Raw genomic sequence first — 14,623 nt, 5'->3', positions numbered from 1 at the left:
CCCCTCGTGGGGGCGGGGCCGTCGTCATGTCGTACGGCGAACGCCGTGCGCTGCGCCGTACGACCTTCCACGAGCGATGCGGGTTTGCCGTGCCGCCCACCGGGAACGTAGCGAGCACACGACTTCCCGCAAGGAGATGCGATGACGAACGGCAGACCGATTCCCGGAGTAGACGACTCCCTCCTGAACGACCTGCGCGAGCTGCAGGCCTATGCAGCCCAGTTCCAGAGCGTGATCAATCGAGCCAAGCAGGCGGCTCCCGCCCGCGCCAGCGCATACGACTCCACCGGCGCCGCCTTCGCCGAGATCGACAGCGACGGCATGCCCACCACTCTCAAGATCAGCCGGGGCTGGACCTCCAGCCTCAGCGGCGCCGAGCTCGGGCCCGCGTTGACCGAGGCCTACCAGACAGCGATCCAGCAGCACATGGAGGAGTGGAGCGACGACCTCAGCCGACAGGGCTGGCAGTTCGACGCCCGCGAGTTCGACGAGGCGGTCGCGCAGGCTCCGACGCCGGAGCAGGATCTCTTCCCCGCGCCGAGCAACCCGCTTGCCCCGCGCGCGATGTCGTCGATCATCCACGACGTCCCGGGCGAGCTCGACCCGGGCGCACGACCTCGCCACCGCACCCCCCGCGCCGGCGCCCCGGGCCGCCGCGCCCACGGGTCGCGTCGGCGTCACGATCAGCAACAACTCCCTGACCTCGGTGCACGTGGATCCCGAGTGGGCCGACGGACAGCCGGCAGCTGCGATCAACAGCGAGCTGGCCGGCGCCCTGCAGACGGCCCGCCTGCGACAGGCCGAACAGCCCACCGGATCCCCGCACACGGCCCGGCTCGATGACCTGTTCGGGGAAGTCATGAGCGCCCTCACCAACCACCGAATGGAGAAATGACCATGCCCACCGAAGCAGAGATGCGGATCGCCAGCGGTGCGCTGGAGAAGGAGGCCACGAAGTGGGACGCCGAGGCGCCCGCCCTGACCACCATCGCCGGCACGATCTCCGGCCCGGAGCTGACCCGCACCGAGGCCGGCCTGTTCCAGATCATGTTCAGCGCCTACGAGACCTGCCGCAGCCGGGTCGAGGACTGCGCCCGTGAGGGCGCCGCCGAGTTCACCACCATGGCCGACACGCTCACCGAGATCTCCAAGGCTTTCAAGGATCTCGATGCCGAACGAGCCGAATCCGTCGCACGACTGAAGTGGTAAGGAGACCACCATGAGTTTCAGCATGGCCGAATTCCGGGCCGCCATCGACAAGATCAACCGGGGCATGGACGACATCTCCGCGAAGATGCAGGAGATGCCCGCGGCGGCCAACAGCGCCGTCGACCACTGGTACATCCCCGGATTCATCGCCGACGCGATCATCTGGCTCTGCGAGAAGATGATCGCCCTCGCGCAGAAGATCTGGGACAAGATCGTCGAGGTGCTCAAGGGCATCGCCGCGCCGGTCTACTTCTTCATGTACTCCCGGGACCTCAACGGCGTCTCCACCTCCGCCCGGGGCGTCGTCGCCAACCCGGCCGACGGCCAGCTGGTCAACGCCAGTGACTGGAAGGGCGAGGCTGCCGAGGCGTACAAGCGCGAGGTCCCCGCGCAGCGTGATGCAACCGGTGAGGTCGGCGCGATTGCGGACAAGATGTCCAGCTCGCTGATCTGGGCCGCCGTGGCCGGGTGCCTGTTCTACGTCGGCCTCGGCGTCATCATCGTCAAGTTCGTGCTGGCCATGATCGCGGCCGTCGCCGCCTTCGGCTCGGCCGTGTTCTCCCGGGCCGGCGCAGCGATCATCGTCGAGGAGGCCGGCGTCAACCCGGCCGCGATCGGCGCCCTCGTCGCCACCCTGCTCGCCCTGCTGGGCGACCAGGTCAAGGAGATGGTGGCACTGCAGCAGGCCGCCAGCTCCGACAAGTTCCCGCACGGCAAGTGGCCGAAGGCGTCCGCCTGATGGCCCAGAGCAGCTCGTTCAACGTGCTCTACCTCGCAGGCATCGGCGCCCTCGTCCTGCTGGCCGCCGTGGCCGGGCTGACGCTCACCGGGGAGCGCCACTCGGGGTTCGTCGGCAGCATCGAGGTCGTCGTGCTCGTGGTGGCCGCGGTGTCGTACGTCGCCGCGGGCATCGGCGCCGCCAACTCGTCCGGATCCCGGCCGCTGCTGGTCGCGGTTGCCGCGACGGTCCCGGTCGCGGTGCTGGCGTTCCTGACACTGACCCTGCCCGAGCCGGGCTCTGCGCTGATCTTCGAGCTCGCGGCTGCCCTGATGGGGATCCTGCTGGTCGCGACGATCAGCAGGCGCTGACGGGGCTCAGTCCTCCGGGTTGGCCTCGGCCCACGCGAGCAGGGCGGCGCGCGCGTCGTCGAGGCTCATCGGGCCGTTGTCCATCCGCAGCTCGAGCAGGTGCTTGTAGGCGGCGCCGACGCGTCGACCCGGCGGGATCCCCGGGATCTCCATGATCTGGGCGCCGTCGAGGTCGGGGCGGATGGAGGCGAGCTCCTCCTGCTCGGCCAGCCGGGCGATCCGCTCCTCGAGGGAGTCGTAGGTCTTGCGGAGCCGGTCGGCCTTGCGCTGGTTGCGGGTGGTGCAGTCGGCGCGGGTCAGCATGTGCAGCCGCTCCAGCTGGTCGCCGGCGTCGCGGACGTAGCGACGGACGGCCGCGTCGGTCCACTCGCCCGAGCCGTAGCCATGGAAGCGCAGGTGCAGCTCGACCAGCTTGGAGACGGCGTCGATCTCGGCGTTGGAGAAGCGCAGCGCCTGCATCCGCTTGCGCGTGATCTTGGCGCCGACCACGTCGTGGTGGTGGAACGTCACGATGCCGCCGGTCTCGAACTTCCGCGTGCGAGGCTTGCCGACGTCGTGCATCAGCGCGGCGAAGCGGGACACGAAGTCCGGGCCACCGCCGAGGCGTGACTCGAGGTCGATCGACTGCTCCAGCACGGTCAGCGTGTGCTCGTAGACGTCCTTGTGCCGGTGGTGCTCGTCGCGCTCGAGGGCGAGGGCCGGCAGCTCGGGCAGCACGTGGGCCGCCGGGCCGGTGTCCACCGGGAGCGTCAGTCCGAGCCGCGGGAACGGCGCGCACACCAGCTTGACCAGCTCGTCGCGGACGCGCTCGGCAGAGATGATCTCGATCCGACCCGCCATGGCCGTCATCGCCTCGACGACCTCCGGTGCGACGGCGAAGCCGAGCTGGGCCGCGAACCGGGCCGCCCGCATCATCCGCAACGGGTCGTCGGAGAACGAGTCCTCGGGCCGGCCGGGCGTGCGCAGCACCCGGTTGGCGAGGTCGACGAGTCCGCCGTACGGATCCTCGAACTCGCGACCCGGGACGCTGACGGCCATCGCGTTGACCGTGAAGTCACGCCGGCCGAGGTCGCCGGGCAGGTTGTCGCCGTACGACACGTCGGGCTTGCGCGACAGCGGGTCATAGGTCTCGGAGCGGTAGGTCGTGATCTCGACCTGCCACTCGCCGATGCGGGCGCCGATGGTGCCGAAGGCGCGGCCCATGTCCCAGATCGCGTCGACCCAGCCGGCAAGCAGCTTCTCGGTCTTCTCGGGGCGGGCCGACGTGGTGAAGTCGAGGTCGTTCTGGAGCCGGCCCAGCATGGCGTCGCGCACCGGTCCGCCGACCGGGGCGAGCTCCTCGCCGGCAGCGGCGAAGCGGGACCCGAGCTCGTCGATGACCGGCCCGATCCGGGTCAGCTCCTCACCCACGCGCCGCTGGACCTCGACGATGGTCAACGGAGGCAGGGCGGCGTCGGACACGAGGGTCAACTCTAGGTGATCCGAGAGTGAACGCCGTGGTCGAGAGCGTCGTCTCGGGCCGGGTGGTCCGCGCGGCTAGAGTCGTGCCGTGCAGCACCTGTCCCCCTCCCTCCGCGCCCGGAGGACCCGGGGACGGATTCTGGTGCTGGCCGTGGTCATCGCGCTCTGCGCCTTGATGGGTACGGCGAACGCCGAGCCTCGCAAGGCCCGGCCGGCCCGGGCCACGGCGGACCCGCTGCTGGTCCACCTCGACACGATCTCCCCCGCGACGCTCAGCGACGAGGACGAGCCGGTCACGATCACCGGCACCGTCGCCAACGTCAGCGACGAGCAGTGGACGGAGATCAACCTCTACGCCATCCGTTCCGCGGCACCGATCGTGGACACCCCGGCGCTGGCCGCCTCGGCCGGCACCGCGGCGGCGGGCGAGTTCGTCGGTGAGCGCGTCATCACTCCCGGCACCGAGGCGACCGTCGACGTGCTCGAGCCGGGGCAGACCGCCGACTTCAGCCTGACCGTGCCGCGCTCCGAGCTGGGCCTCTCCGTGTCCGGGGTCTACTGGCTGGGCGTGCAGGCGAGCGGACTCACGGCCACCCTGCCCAAGGACACGTTTGCCGACGGCCGCGCCCTGCACCTTCATCCCGCTGGTGCCACGCACCCGCAAGAAGGACCTCGAGACGGTGGACGCCGCGATCGTCCTGCCGGTCCGCGAGACGGTGTGGTTCACCCCCGACGGCCGGATCGACCGGGTCAAGCGCTGGGCCCGCTCGCTCGACGAGGGCGGCCGGCTGGACACGATCCTCGAGGCGGGCGACACCGCGACGACCGGCACGACGGTGTCCCGGCTGGTCGACCCGGCCGTGCTGGCGGCCGTCGCGCGGCTGGCCGTGGGCAACCCTGAGCCGCAGCCCGGCCCCCGACCCGGCGGCCACGCCCGTCGAGCCGACCGAGGAGCCCGCCGAGACGACGCCGTCCGCCGCGGCCGGTGGCGCGCCCGGCGCTCTCGACCCGTTCGCCGCCCTCGCCGACCCGATCCCGCCGGTCGACCCCGACCGGGACCTGACTCCCGCGGAGGAGGAGGTTGCGCAGACGGCGCGAGCGTGGCTCGACCGCTTCGAGCTGGTCACCTCCGACCACACCGTCCCGGCCCTCCCGTACGGCGACCTCGACGTGTCCGCAGCGGCCGCGCACGGTCCCTCCTACTACGCGCAGGCGGTGACCCGCAGCAGCCGGGTGATGACTCGGATGAAGATCCCCTTCACGCCGGCGCTGGCTCCGCGCGACGGCATCCTGAGCCCGGCCGCGATCTCGGCCGCCACCCCGGACACCACCATCCTGCTGGCCGACACGTCCTTCCCCGTCGTGCCGCCGGATGCACCGCAGTCGATGGCGCGACTGCTCCAGCACAAGATCGTCGTCACCTCCAGCGGCGCCTCGTCCGGCGGGCCGAGCCCGACCGCCGCCGACGACCCGCTCGCGCTGCGGCAGCGGCTGCTCAGCGAGGCGGCCCTGCGCCTCCAGTCGGGCACGCGCTCGCCGGTCGTGATGATGCTGCCCGCCGACTGGAAGCCCACCGATCCGACCCGCCTCTTCGACGGGCTCGACGCGCCGTGGCTCTCCCACGTGGACGTCGCCGACGTGGCCTCGCGCCGGGCCGTCTCGATGAACGCCCGCGACCTCAGCTACACCGAGGAGGACGAGGACGCCGAGCTCGACGTCGCCAGCTTCTCCGTTGCCGACGACCTCACCGCCCGCGCCGGCCAGCTCGCCGGCCTGCTCACCCAGCAGAACCTCGTGCGGCAGCAGGTCGCCGACGAGGTGCTGGCCAGCCTGTCGAGCGGCCACCGCCCCAACGCCACGAAGGCCGCCTCGTCCGTGCGCGCGGCCACCGGCTTCGTGTCAGGGCAGCTGGCGAGCGTGACCCTGGACGCGCCCGACGCGGTGACGCTCTCGAGCGACAGCGGTAGGCCCGGTGTCGACATCATCAACGGCCCGGACCAACCCGTGACGGTGCGCATCGCCGTACAGTCGCAGGGCAGCCTCGACCTCGAGGACCTCGGCCCGCAGCAGGTCGCCGCCGACAGTCGCAAGCGACTCAAGCCCAACGTGACCGCCAACCGTCCCGGCATCCACCGAGTCCGGCTGGTCGTCACCGACGCGCAGGGCACGCCGACCGGTGCGTCCACGAACGTGCAGATCCGCGCGGCGCAGGTGAGCGGCCTGATCTGGCTGCTGCTCGCCGGGGGCGCCACGCTGCTCTTCGGCACCATCGCGATCCGGCTGGTACGCCGCCTCCGCAGCCGCGGCACGTCGGTCCCCGGAAACCGCCGAGCCCGCCGCATGACCGATCAGCGGATCCCGGCCTCGAGTGCGGTGATGGCCAGCGGGACGATCCTGTCGCGCTTCAGTGGCTACTTCCGCTCGCTGCTGATCATCGCGGCGCTCGGGCAGTTCCTGCACGCCGACATCTTCACGATCGCCAACACCATCCCCAACGCGATCTACATCCTCGTCGCGGGCGGCGTCTTCAACGCCGTGCTGGTGCCGCAGCTGGTGCGAGCGATGAAGAACGACGCGGACGGCGGTGAGGCCTACGCCGCGCGGATCATCACCCTGTCCACGATCTTCCCGGCGGTCGTGACCGTGGTGCTGGTGCTGCTGGCGCCCCTGCTGATGCGCGTCTACCTCGCCGACCGCTTCTTCGACGCCGACCGCGCCGCCCACCTCGAGTCGGCCATCGCCTTCACGCGCTACTGCCTGCCGCAGGTCTTCTTCTACGGCATGTTCGTGCTGCTGGGCCGAGTGCTCAACGCGCCAGAAGTTCGGGCCGATGATGTGGGCACCGATCGCGAACAACCTGATCGCGATCGTGGTGCTGAGCGTCTACCTCCTCGCATGGGGCAAGCCTTCGACGGCCGAGCTCGTCGGACCCTTCACCGACAACCGGGAGCTGCTGCTCGGCCTCGGCTCGACGCTCGGCATCGTCGTCCAGTTCCTGATCCTGATCCCCTACCTGCGCAAGGCGGGCTTCGCCTACCGACCCCGCTTCGACTTCCGCGGCACCGGCCTCGGCCACACCCTGCGACTCGGCGTGTGGACGGTGCTGTTCGTGGTCGTCAACCAGATCGCGTTCCCGGTGGTGACGCGACTGGCGTCCGGCGGCACCATCGGCGGCAGTGACGAGGGCACCGGCAACACGGTCTACGCCAGCAGCTTCCTGATCATGATGGTGCCGCACGCCATCGTGACCGTCTCCCTGACGACCGCCATCCTGCCGCGCCTCTCGTCCTTTGCGAGCGACGACCGCCCGGGCGACATGGGCCGGACCATCGGCTCGACCCTGCGCACGGCGCTGGTCGTGGTGCTGCCCTTCGCCACGCTCGTGCCCATCCTGTCGCGCGACATCGCCGGTGTGCTCTTCGAAGCCGGCGCCGGCGACCCGCGAGCCTTCGCCCCCACCCTCGCGCTCTTCGGCCCGGCGCTCGCGTTCTTCACCGTCCACTACCTGATGCTGCGCGGCTTCTACGCCCTCGAGCAGACCCGCCGGGTGTTCTGGATCCAGTGCGCCATCTCCGCCACCAACATCGCCGCCGCGTTCTGGCTGGTCGACCGTGCGAGCGACGAGCAGACGGCCCCGGCGCTGGTGATCGCCCGGCTCGTGTCCTACGTCGTCGGCTCCGCGCTGAGCTACGCCGCGCTGCGCCGTACCCTCGGCGGGGCTCGGGACCCCGGCCCCGGTGCGCTTCCTCGTACGGATGGCGATCGCTTGCGCCGGCGCCGCTCTCGCCTCCCGGGGAGTCGGAGCTGGCCCCGGCGGGCCCGGGTGAGCGTCCCGGGATCCTGCTGTCGCTGCTGCGCGGCGGGCTCGCAGGCCCGGCCGGCGGTCTCGTGCTGCTGCTGGTCGCGCGCCTGCTGCACATCCGCGAGATCACCTCGCTGACCGACGTGGCGTTGACCAGACTCCGGCGTTCCTGATGCCTAGCATGGGGATGACCCTGCCCAGTCAGCGAGAGTGAGGTGCCGGATGCCTGACTCACTCCATGCCGGCGACCTCCTCGCCACGCGCTACCGCCTCGACGAGCTGCTGACCGAGAGTCGCGGCGGGCGCTTCTGGCGCGCACGACCTCGTGCTCGACCGGCACGTCGCCGTACACCTCATCGGCAGCGAGGACGCACGAGCCGACGAGCTGCTCGATGCCGCGCGGCGTACGGCGCCGCACCACGACCTGCAGGTTGCTGCGCGTGCTCGACGCCGACCGCACCGACGAGCTCTGCTACGTCGTGAACGAGTGGGGGGCCGGGACCTCGCTCGACATCATGCTCGCGAACAGCGGCCCGCTCGCCCGCGGCGTGCGGCCCGGATCGTCGCCGAGGTGGCCGACAGCCCGGCGCGCGCACGACGCCGGGCTCGAGCACGGCCGGATGGTGCCGGAGAACGTGCTCATCGACCGGCAGGGGCAGGTGCGGATCATCGGCTTCGCGGTCGACGCGGCGCTGCACGGCGTTCCCTCCGCCCGTCGCACGACCGACCTCCTCGACACGGTCGGCGTCCTCTACGCCGCTCTCACCGGCAAGTGGGCCGGTGCCTCGACGTCGCTGCTGCCACCCGCTCCGCGGCTGCACGGCGAGGTGCTGCGTCCCCGGCGCGTGCGAGCCGGGATCCCGCGCCCTCTCGACGCACTGTGCGACCGGGTCATCAATGCGACGTCGGGGCACACCCAGCGATCCGTGCACGACCTGTCGAAGCTGACCGGCGTCGCCGCCGCGCTGGCCGAGTTCGTCGGGGACCCGACCGGGATGGCCGAGGCCGGGCCCCGGAGCCCGCCGCCACCGACCCAGCCCGTACGCCGCATCGAGCCGTTGCCCCCGATGGTCGCGTCTCCCCGACCCGGCGCCCGTGGAGCCCGCCCCGGCGCCCGTGGAGCCCGCCCCGGAACCCGTGGAGCCCGCCCCGGAACCCGTGGAGCCCGCCCCGGAACCCGTGGTGGAGCAGGCCCCGGTTCCCGAACCCGCGAGCGAGCCTGACGCCCCGGTCGAGCCCGTGGAGCTGCCGACCGAGGCCGGGATCCCGGTCTTCGACGAGAACGACGGCGTCGGGTGGATCCCGACGCGCCGCGAGGCACCCGCTCCTCCGCCACCGTTCGAGGACAAGCCCGTCAAGCCGCTGTTCGCGCCGGAGCCGCCCGAGGGCCAGCCCGTACGCCGACCGCGTCCCGGCACCACCGCGGCCCAGTCCCCGGACTACTGGCCGTGGGAGTCGACGGGCCCGAGCAGCAGCTCGGGCAGCGGCGCCCGGCCACCGCACGAGCTGACCGACACCGGCAGCGAGGACGTGCCCGGGCGCAACTGGATCCGGCTCGCCATGGCCCTCGGCGTCGGCGTGCTCGTGCTCGTGGCCGCCGTCGCCGCCTACCACCTCGGCTCCGGCGACCCGGAGGACACCGAGGATGACGTCGCGACGACCCGCCCCTCGCAGGCGGCGAGCCTCACGCCCTTCACCGGGATCACCGCCGTCGACTTCGACCCGCAGGGCTCGCCTCCGCAGGACGAGTACCCCGACACGGTTCCGCTCGTCCTCGACGGTGACCCGGCGACGTCGTGGCACACGTCGACGTACCGACAGGACTTCGGCCCGGCCGGGCTCAAGGACGGCGTGGGCACGGTGCTCGACCTCGGCAAGGCGATGGGGGTCCGCGAGATCGACATCGCGACCCCCGGGCGGGGCCGACCGAGCTGGCCGTCTACCTCACCAGCCAGACGCCGACGAGCGTCGCCGGCCTCACGCCCGTCGGCACGGCGGCCGGCATCGGTGCGCTGACGGTGTCCCCTGGACGAGGCCGTCTCCGGCCGGTTCGTCACGGTGTGGCTGACCTCGATCCCGCCGGTGGAGGACGAGTTCCGGGGCACGATCGCGGACGTGGTGGTCAAGGGATGAGTGACCGGTCGGACGCCCAGCTCCTCGCCCTCCACGTCGAGGGCGACGCGGACGCGTTCGGCGAGCTCTTCGCGCGGCACCGCGACCGGCTCTGGGCGGTGGCGCTGCGAACCATGGGCAACCCCGAGGACGCCGCGGACGGGCTGCAGGAGGGGATGATCGCGGCCTTCCGCCGCGCCGGTTCCTTCCGCGGTGACGCGGCCGTGACGACCTTGGTTGCACCGGGTGGTCGTCAACGCCTGCCTCGACCGGCTGCGCGCTATGAAGGTCCGCCGTGCCGACCCCCTGCCCGACGACCTCGAGGAGCGGGCCGATCGCGGTTCGCTGGTGAGCTCCACCGACGCCGAGCTCGACCCCGCGGAGCTGACGGTGGCCGACGAACGCCGACGGATGGTGCTCGACGCCCTCAGGACGCTCGCCCCCGACCAGCGCGCGGCACTGGTGCTCGTCGACATGGAGGGCTACTCCGTGGCCGAGGCCTCGCAGATGCTCGGCGTGGCCGAGGGCACCGTGAAGTCGCGGTGCTTCCGGGGCCGCGCGAAGCTGGCGCCGCTGCTCGGCGTGCTCGCGCCCGTGGTGCGTGACACTCCTCCGCCGGGGAACCCGCCGCCCACCGCGGACGTCCCAACGACTGGCCCCCACGCGCCCCACCACCCACGCGCTGACCCGTTTTCCCCTGTACGCCGAGAAGGAGGTGCCCGCACGTGTCCGATCCCGACTCCGACCTGACCCCCGCCCGGGACGACGCCGTCCGCGCGCTCCTCGCGTCCGCCCGGCACACCGATCCCACACCTCCCGAGGTGGTCGCACGCCTCGACGCTGCCCCGGCGTCCCTGACCGCCGATCGCATGGAGACCCGGGCTCCCGTCGTGACCCTCGCGTCGCGTCGTCGCCGTACCGCAGGAACGCTCCTCCCGGCCGCCGCGGCCGTCGTGGTGGCGGGAGTCGGCATCGGTCAGGTGCTGCCCACCGGGGGGTCCGACGACCTTGCCGGAGCCGGGTCCGATGCCGTCACGTCGGACTCCGGCGATGCCGCCGAGGGCCCGATGTCCGCCCGAGAGTCCGACGAGGCCTACGACGCCGAGAGCGCCGGTCCCGGCGACGACCTCGCGGACGAGAAGCGCGCGCGGTCCCAGCAGCCGGCTCCGACCGCCAGCCAGCTCCTCGGCGAGGCCGGCGCCCTCAGCAGCGACACCGCGCTGAAGCCCCGGAGTCCGCAGGCTGCGAGGCGCCGCCCCGGCTGGTCACCGGCTACGCCGTCTGCGCCGGGCCCGACGTCGGCACGGGGTCCGCGGTCCCGGTCACCCTCGACGGCCTGCCGGCCACGCTCGTCTTCCGCGCCCCGAGCGGCAGCCGCCAGCGGGTCGACGTGTTCCTGTGCGGCGAGCGTGAGGCATTCCGCACGCTCGAGCTCCGCGCACCCTGATCGTGGACTGGCCGGCCGGCTGGAACATTCGCCGCCTACGATCGGTTGCACACGGCGTACCGCCCATCCCGATCCCTCAGGAGCCCTGTCCGCATGTCTCAAGATGCATACCGTGAAGTTCGCAACGTCATCATCATCGGTTCGGGACCCTCGGGCTACACAGCCGCGGTCTACGCCGCGCCTGTCGCTCAACCCGCTGGTGTTCGAGGGCTCGGTGACCGCCGGTGGTGCGCTGATGAACACCACCGAGGTGGAGAACTTCCCCGGCTTCCGCGACGGCATCATGGGCCCGGCCCTGATGGACGAGATGCGCGCCCGGGCCGAGCGCTTCGGCGCCGAGCTGGTCTCCGACGACATCGTGTCCGTGGAGCTGGCGGGCGACATCAAGGTCGTGCGTACGGCGGATGGCGAGTTCCGCGCCCGCTCGGTGATCCTCGCGACGGGGTCGGGCTATCGCAAGCTGGGCCTGCCCCGCGAGGAGGAGCTCTCCGGCCGCGGCGTCTCTGGTGCGCGACGTGCGACGGCTTCTTCTTCCGCGAGCAGGCGATCGCCGTCATCGGCGGCGGCGACTCGGCCGTGGAGGAGGCGACCTTCCTGACCCGCTTCGGCTCGAAGGTCTATCTGATCCACCGCCGCGACGAGCTGCGCGCCTCCAAGATCATGCAGGAGCGCGCGTTCGCCGACCCGAAGCTCGAGATGGTCTGGAACTCCGAGATCGCCTCGATCAACGGTGACGACCGCCTCGAGTCGCTGACCCTGCGCGACACGGTGACGGGCGACGAGCGCCAGCTCGACGTGACCGGCCTCTTCATCGCCATCGGCCACGACCCGCGCTCCGAGCTGCTCACCGGCGGAGTCGACCTCGACGACGACGGCTACGTCCTCGTCAAGCACCCCTCGACCGCCACCAACCTGCCGGGCGTCTTCGCCGCGGGCGACCTCGTCGACCACCACTACCGCCGGGCGATCACCGCTGCCGGCACCGGGTGCGCCGCCGCCCTCGACGCCGAGCGCTACATCGCCCACCTCGACCACGTCGCGTCCACCGCCGGCCCCGCCGACGCCACAGCGCGTGAGGTCGAGGAGACGGTGCAGGTCTCGGGCTGACCTTCGCCCGTTTCCGCCGCATCTCCATGTAACCGGCGTTTACTCGCACTGAACGGCCGTTGCGTCGGCCGTCCAGTCGATGTAAACGCCGGTTACATTTTTCTGGGCTCTGCACGGCGCCCGCCGCTGTGACGCCGCGCGAACCCACCCACGACGGACCGGGAACAGATGTCGGCGGCGTGGTGTTGACTGATCTACAGACGTCACCAGACAACCGAAAGGGCACCCCCGTGGGCAACATCTCCGCCGTCACCGACGCGCAGTTCGACGAGCAGGTCCTCAAGTCCGACAAGCCCGTCCTCGTCGACTTCTGGGCCGAATGGTGCGGCCCGTGCCGCCAGTCGCCCCGATCCTCGACGAGATCAACGCCGAGCACGGCGAGAAGATCACGTTCCTCAAGATGAACGTCGACGAAAACCCGGTCACGCCCTCGTCCTACCGCGTCACCGGCATCCCGACGATCAACGTCTACCGGGGCGGCGAGGTCGTGAAGTCGATCGTCGGCGCCAAGCCGAAGGCCGCGCTCCTCAAGGAGCTCGCAGACTTCATCTGAGTCGAAGCCACGAACACCTCGGTCCGCATCCGCGGCCCGAGGTGTTCTGCATTCTCAGGGCTCCGTCCGGTGCGTGGTCTTCGGCGCCGGTGCCGGCACTGGTCGTACGGCGCCCCACAACCGTTCCAGCGCCAGCTCCACCTCCGACTTCCACGTGACGACGGACCGCAGGTCCATCCGCATCCGGGGCGTGGTGACGTGCGCCCGCTGCGTCTTGAAGCCGACCCGCCCGAGGAACTCCGCCGGCATCACGCAGCCGACCGTGCGGCCGCGGGTGTCCCCGAAGGCCTCGACCGCGTTGATCTGCCGCTTGACCGGGTCGCGCGCCATCCCCTGCACCGGGAGCCGGCCGATGCCACCGCGGCGGGCCGACGGATCGACGTACACCGTCGAGAGCAGGACGGCGTCGGGCGACGGCGGGAACGTCGGGATCCCCGCGGCGCCCGGGAAGTAGGCGACCGGCGCATAGATGGCGTGCCCGACGACCTCACCGTCGATCAGCGCGACGCGACCGGCCGAGCCCCACTCGCGCAGCACCCGGGAGAGCCGAGGCTTCGCGGGCCTCCGTCTCCTCGCCGGCGGAGAAGCGTGCGCGGCTGACCGGATCGGTGCTCCAGAACAGGCAGGAGCGACACGGCTCGGCCACCCGCGCGAGGTGGTCGAGCGTGAGCGGAGCTGTCCGCCGGGCCATATGCCCATGTTAGGTCGGATCGCCTGCTGCGAGGATGGCTCCATGCGCCAGATCCGCCAGAGCAAGAAGCTGCAAGGTGTCCGCTACGACGTGCGGGGTCCGATCCTCGTCGAGGCACAGCGCCTCGAGGCAGAGGGCCACCGGATCCTCAAGCTCAACATCGGCAACACGGCACCCTTCGGCTTCGAGGCACCCGAGGCGATCCCGGCCGACATGATCCACCACCTGCCACAGTCGCAGGGCTACAGCGACTCGCAGGGGATCTACTCCGCCCGCACGGCTGTCATGCACTACTACCAGTCCCACGGGCTGCGCGAGACCAGCGTCGAGGACATCTTCATCGGCAACGGCGTCTCCGAGCTGATCGGCATGGTGCTGCAGGCCTTCCTCGACGACGGCAACGAGATCCCGGTGCCCGCCCCCGACTACCCGCTGTGGACCGGCGCGATCACCCTGTCGGGCGGTACGGCGGTGCACTACCGCTGCGACGAGGAGAACGGCTGGAACCCCGACTCCGGCCGACATCGAGTCGAAGATCACCGAGAACACGCACGGGCTGGTGATCATCAACCCGAACAACCCGACCGGTGCCGTCTACAGCGAAGACATCGTGAAGGGCCTGATCGACATCGCGCGCCGCCACCAGCTGGTGGTCTTCGCCGACGAGATCTACGAGAAGATCCTGTTCGAGGACGCCCAGCACCACCACGCGGCAACCTTCGCCGGCAACGACGTCCTCTGCCTGACCTTCAGCGGGCTGTCCAAGGCCTACCGCGTGTGCGGCTACCGCGCCGGCTGGTTGATGATCTCCGGCCCGAAGGAGATCGCCACCGACTTCCTCGAGGGGCTGACCCTGATCGCCAACATGCGCATGTGCGCCAACGTGCCCGCCCAGCACGCGATCCAGACGGCGCTCGGCGGCTACCAGTCCGTCGAGGAGTTCATCGGGCCCGGCGGCCGCTTCTACGAGCAGTCGATGCTCGCCGACCGGCTGCTCAACGAGATCCCCGGCGTCTCCAACGTGACGCCCAAGGGCGCGCTCTACTGCTTCCCCGCCTGGACCCGGCGGTCTACGAGATCGATGACGACCAGCAGTTCGTGATCGACCTGCTCGCGCGAAGAAGATCCCGGTCACGCACGGCACGGGCTTCA

Annotated in this window: 13 protein-coding genes and 5 pseudogenes; 16 read left to right on the top strand and 2 right to left on the bottom strand. The window is 71.2% G+C overall.

All coding sequences use genetic code 11. The annotated features are described in order from the left end of the window. The first annotated feature begins 141 nt into the window (after positions 1 to 141). The 4 genes from LP418_RS11590 to LP418_RS11575 are packed head-to-tail and all read left to right on the top strand — an operon-like array spanning position 142 to position 2,298. Entirely contained in the window at positions 142 to 843 is a 702-nt protein-coding gene (locus tag LP418_RS11590) for a hypothetical protein (protein ID WP_257956374.1), read from the top strand. Positions 844 to 897: 54 nt separating this feature from the next. Next, on the top strand, positions 898 to 1,209 hold the full coding sequence (locus LP418_RS11585; protein WP_257956373.1) for a hypothetical protein: 312 nt from the start codon (positions 898 to 900) through the stop codon (positions 1,207 to 1,209). 10 nt (positions 1,210 to 1,219) lie between these two features. Then, a complete protein-coding gene (locus LP418_RS11580) occupies positions 1,220 to 1,948 on the top strand; it encodes a hypothetical protein (RefSeq protein WP_257956372.1) in 729 nt (242 codons plus the stop codon). Further along, positions 1,948 to 2,298: a hypothetical protein gene (locus tag LP418_RS11575; RefSeq protein WP_257956371.1), complete on the top strand. Its 351-nt coding sequence runs from the start codon at positions 1,948 to 1,950 to the stop codon at positions 2,296 to 2,298. The genes LP418_RS11580 and LP418_RS11575 overlap by 1 nt, the downstream gene beginning before the upstream one ends. A 6-nt stretch (positions 2,299 to 2,304) precedes the next feature. Here the strand turns inward: LP418_RS11575 and LP418_RS11570 are convergent, their stop codons facing one another. Then, a complete protein-coding gene (locus LP418_RS11570; protein ID WP_442940258.1) occupies positions 2,305 to 3,729 on the bottom strand; it encodes a CCA tRNA nucleotidyltransferase in 1,425 nt (474 codons plus the stop codon). 118 nt (positions 3,730 to 3,847) lie between these two features. Between LP418_RS11570 and LP418_RS11565 the strand changes: the two genes are divergently transcribed. The 10 genes and pseudogenes from LP418_RS11565 to trxA all read left to right on the top strand — a co-directional run bounded on the left by LP418_RS11565 (position 3,848) and on the right by trxA (position 12,780). Next, positions 3,848 to 4,660, top strand: a complete 813-nt coding sequence (locus LP418_RS11565) for a DUF6049 family protein (protein WP_257956369.1) — start codon at positions 3,848 to 3,850, stop codon at positions 4,658 to 4,660. A 335-nt stretch (positions 4,661 to 4,995) separates the two neighbouring features. Further along, positions 4,996 to 7,699 (top strand): annotated as a pseudogene (gene murJ / locus LP418_RS33195) (murein biosynthesis integral membrane protein MurJ). Positions 7,700 to 7,783: 84 nt separating this feature from the next. Next, positions 7,784 to 8,044 carry a hypothetical protein gene (locus LP418_RS11550; protein ID WP_257956368.1) on the top strand — a complete coding sequence of 87 codons (261 nt, stop codon included), beginning with the start codon at positions 7,784 to 7,786 and terminating at the stop codon, positions 8,042 to 8,044. After that, positions 8,002 to 8,784 (top strand): hypothetical protein, encoded by a 783-nt coding sequence (locus tag LP418_RS11545; RefSeq protein WP_257956367.1) that lies wholly within the window; start codon positions 8,002 to 8,004, stop codon positions 8,782 to 8,784. Before LP418_RS11550 ends, LP418_RS11545 begins: the two co-directional genes overlap by 43 nt. After that, complete coding sequence (locus tag LP418_RS11540; protein WP_257956366.1) at positions 8,720 to 9,577, top strand: hypothetical protein; 858 nt, start codon at positions 8,720 to 8,722, stop codon at positions 9,575 to 9,577. Before LP418_RS11545 ends, LP418_RS11540 begins: the two co-directional genes overlap by 65 nt. A gap of 113 nt (positions 9,578 to 9,690) precedes the next feature. Beyond that, a pseudogene (locus LP418_RS30825) lies at positions 9,691 to 9,834 on the top strand (RNA polymerase sigma factor SigM); the annotation flags it as partial. 85 nt (positions 9,835 to 9,919) lie between these two features. Next, positions 9,920 to 10,423 carry a sigma-70 family RNA polymerase sigma factor gene (locus LP418_RS11535; RefSeq protein WP_257956365.1) on the top strand — a complete coding sequence of 168 codons (504 nt, stop codon included), beginning with the start codon at positions 9,920 to 9,922 and terminating at the stop codon, positions 10,421 to 10,423. After that, entirely contained in the window at positions 10,389 to 11,120 is a 732-nt protein-coding gene (locus LP418_RS11530; protein ID WP_257956364.1) for a hypothetical protein, read from the top strand. Before LP418_RS11535 ends, LP418_RS11530 begins: the two co-directional genes overlap by 35 nt. Positions 11,121 to 11,213: 93 nt before the next feature. Further along, a pseudogene (trxB, locus tag LP418_RS11525) lies at positions 11,214 to 12,227 on the top strand (thioredoxin-disulfide reductase). Between the two features lie 230 nt (positions 12,228 to 12,457). Further along, positions 12,458 to 12,780: pseudogene (trxA, locus tag LP418_RS11520) on the top strand (thioredoxin). Between the two features lie 54 nt (positions 12,781 to 12,834). Here the strand turns inward: trxA and LP418_RS11515 are convergent. Beyond that, entirely contained in the window at positions 12,835 to 13,317 is a 483-nt protein-coding gene (locus tag LP418_RS11515) for a GNAT family N-acetyltransferase (RefSeq protein WP_257956363.1), read from the bottom strand. Between LP418_RS11515 and LP418_RS30820 the strand changes: the two are divergent. Then, positions 13,250 to 13,924 (top strand): annotated as a pseudogene (locus tag LP418_RS30820) (aminotransferase class I/II-fold pyridoxal phosphate-dependent enzyme); the annotation flags it as partial. The gene LP418_RS11515 and the pseudogene LP418_RS30820 overlap by 68 nt on opposite strands. Positions 13,925 to 14,030: 106 nt before the next feature. Beyond that, complete coding sequence (locus LP418_RS11505) at positions 14,031 to 14,573, top strand: aminotransferase class I/II-fold pyridoxal phosphate-dependent enzyme (RefSeq protein ID WP_257956362.1); 543 nt, start codon at positions 14,031 to 14,033, stop codon at positions 14,571 to 14,573. Positions 14,574 to 14,623: the final 50 nt, after the last annotated feature.

It is taken from the genome of Nocardioides sp. B-3, assembly GCF_024703895.1.
In the GTDB taxonomy this organism is placed as follows: Bacteria; Actinomycetota; Actinomycetes; order Propionibacteriales; family Nocardioidaceae; genus Nocardioides.
Note: the sequence above shows the minus strand (reverse complement) of the source record. Positions and strands in the feature narration are given on the sequence as shown.

Coding starts and splice junctions, on each gene's coding strand:
- LP418_RS11590 (WP_257956374.1), top strand. CDS start 142: ATGACGAACGGCAGACCGATTCCCGGAGTAGACGACTCCCTCCTGAAC.
- LP418_RS11585 (WP_257956373.1), top strand. CDS start 898: ATGCCCACCGAAGCAGAGATGCGGATCGCCAGCGGTGCGCTGGAGAAG.
- LP418_RS11580 (WP_257956372.1), top strand. CDS start 1,220: ATGAGTTTCAGCATGGCCGAATTCCGGGCCGCCATCGACAAGATCAAC.
- LP418_RS11575 (WP_257956371.1), top strand. CDS start 1,948: ATGGCCCAGAGCAGCTCGTTCAACGTGCTCTACCTCGCAGGCATCGGC.
- LP418_RS11550 (WP_257956368.1), top strand. CDS start 7,784: ATGCCTGACTCACTCCATGCCGGCGACCTCCTCGCCACGCGCTACCGC.